Source organism: Pseudomonas sp. EGD-AK9 (genome assembly GCF_000465935.2).
In the GTDB taxonomy this organism is placed as follows: Bacteria; Pseudomonadota; Gammaproteobacteria; order Pseudomonadales; family Pseudomonadaceae; genus Aquipseudomonas.
Window position 1 is genome coordinate 1 of the sequence record NZ_AVOF01000439.1, and the last position, 2,271, is coordinate 2,271.

Consider the following 2,271-nt stretch of genomic DNA (forward strand, 5'->3'; position numbering starts at 1 on the left):
CCCTGCCGCTGGACTTCGCCCAATGACTGCGGCGCTGCGCGGCCTCTACGCCATCACCGACACCCCGCTGCTGGCCGGCGGCAAGCTGCTGCCCTACGCCGAGGCCGCGCTGCGCGGCGGCGCGCGTCTGCTGCAGTACCGCGACAAATCCACCGATGCCGTGCGCCGTTTCGACGAAGCCCAGGCCCTGGCCGAACTCTGCGCCCGCCACGGCGCCACGCTGATCATCAACGACGACCTGGAGCTGGCCGCACGGCTGAACGTCGGCCTGCATCTGGGCCAGAGCGATGGCTCGCTGGCCGCCGCTCGCGCTCGCCTCGGCACTGAATGCGTGATCGGCGGCACCTGCCATGCCCAGCTGGAGCTGGCCGAGCGCGCAGTCGCCGAAGGCGCCAGCTACATCGCCTTCGGCCGCTTCTTCAACTCCAACACCAAGCCCGGCGCCCCGGCCGCCACCCTGGAGCTGCTGGACGAGGCGCGCGCGCGCTTTGCCCAGCCCATCGTCGCCATCGGCGGCGTGACCCTGGACAACGCCCCCGGCCTGATCGCCCGCGGCGCCAGCCTGGTCGCGGTGATTCACGCCCTGTTCGCCGCGGACTGCGCCACCGAGGTGGAAGACCGCGCCCGCGCCTTCGCCGCGCTGTTCGACTGATTCGTTTGTAGAGAGACCTGCCATGTCCCGTTCCGAAATTTTGTTCACCAACGCGCAGAAGCACATCCCCGGCGGCGTCAACTCGCCGGTGCGCGCCTTCAAGAGCGTCGGCGGCACCCCGCTGTTCTTCAAGCACGCCGAAGGCGCCTATGTGGTGGACGAAGACGACAAGCGCTACGTCGACTACGTCGGCTCCTGGGGCCCGATGATCCTCGGCCACAGCCACCCGGAGGTGCTCGACTCGGTGCGTCGCCAGCTGCAGCACGGCCTGTCCTACGGCGCGCCGACCGCGCTGGAAACCGAGATGGCCGAGCTGGTCTGCTCGCTGGTGCCGTCGATGGAGATGGTGCGCATGGTCAGCTCCGGCACCGAGGCGACCATGAGCGCCATCCGCCTGGCCCGTGGCTACACCGGCCGCGACAGCATCATCAAGTTCGAAGGCTGCTACCACGGCCACTCCGACAGCCTGCTGGTCAAGGCCGGTTCCGGCGCCCTGACCCAGGGCGTACCGAACTCCGCCGGCGTGCCGGCGGCCTTCGCCAAGCACACCCTGACCCTGCCGTTCAACGACATCGACGCCGTGGCCGAGTGCCTGGCGCAGGTCGGCCAGGAAGTCGCGTGCATCATCGTCGAGCCGGTGGCCGGCAACATGAACTGCGTGCCGCCGGCGCCGGGTTTCCTCGAAGGCCTGCGCGCGCTGTGCGACCAGCACGGCGTGGTGCTGATCTTCGACGAGGTGATGACGGGTTTTCGCGTCGCCCTCGGCGGAGCCCAGGCGCACTACGGCGTCACCCCGGACCTGACCACCTTCGGCAAGATCATCGGCGGCGGCATGCCGGTGGGCTGCTTCGGCGGCAAGCGCGCGATCATGGAGTGCGTCGCCCCGCTCGGCCCGGTCTACCAGGCCGGCACCCTGTCGGGTAACCCGCTGGCCATGGCCGCCGGCCTGACCACCCTCAAGCTGATCAGCCGCCCGGGCTTCCACAGCGAACTCTCCGACTACACCACACGCATGCTCGACGGCCTGCAGCAGCGCGCCGATGCCGCCGGCATCCCCTTCGTCACCACCCAGGCCGGCGCCATGTTCGGCCTGTACTTCAGCGGCGCCGACGACATCGTCACCTTCGCCGACGTGATGGCCAGCGACGTCGAACGCTTCAAGCGCTTCTTCCACCTGATGCTGGACGGCGGCGTGTACCTGGCGCCCAGCGCCTATGAGGCCGGCTTCACCTCCATCGCCCACGGCGAGGCCGAACTGCAACTGACCCTGGACGCCGCCGAGCGCGCCTTTGCCGAACTGAAAAAAGCCTGATGCAGTACAGCACCGCGCTCTCCGACGGCGTGCTCGCGCTGGCCTGCCTGGCCTGCGCGCTGGTCATCGGCAAGGCCCGCAAGCACTATGGCGAGGCCGATCAGCCGGCGCTGTTCTGCGCCCTGCTGGGTTTCCTGCTGCCGGCCGCGGCGGCAGGCGTCGGCATGCTGCGCTACGGCTTCGACCCCGGCTGGCAGGGCGCGCACCTGTGGCTCTCCCAGGCCAGCAGCTTTCTCGCCCTGCCCCTGCTCGGCGCCGCCGCCCTGGCGCTGGGCCGCGGCTGGGCCTGGAGCCGGCCGAACTGGGG

General features: G+C 70.1%; 2 protein-coding genes and 1 pseudogene. All 3 read left to right on the forward strand.

All coding sequences use genetic code 11. The features are described from left to right. Positions 1-22: 22 nt before the first annotated feature. A complete protein-coding gene (gene thiE, locus N878_RS18105) occupies positions 23-652 on the forward strand; it encodes a thiamine phosphate synthase (protein ID WP_021444990.1) in 630 nt (209 codons plus the stop codon). A gap of 22 nt (positions 653-674) precedes the next feature. Continuing rightward, a complete protein-coding gene (gene hemL / locus N878_RS18110) occupies positions 675-1,964 on the forward strand; it encodes a glutamate-1-semialdehyde 2,1-aminomutase (RefSeq protein ID WP_021444991.1) in 1,290 nt (429 codons plus the stop codon). Beyond that, positions 1,964-2,271 (forward strand): annotated as a pseudogene (locus N878_RS18115) (hypothetical protein); the annotation flags it as partial. The gene hemL and the pseudogene N878_RS18115, both read left to right, overlap by 1 nt.

Excerpts from the sequence above, each read along its gene's own strand:
- thiE (WP_021444990.1), top strand. The coding sequence starts at position 23 with ATGACTGCGGCGCTGCGCGGCCTCTACGCCATCACCGACACCCCGCTG.
- hemL (WP_021444991.1), top strand. The coding sequence starts at position 675 with ATGTCCCGTTCCGAAATTTTGTTCACCAACGCGCAGAAGCACATCCCC.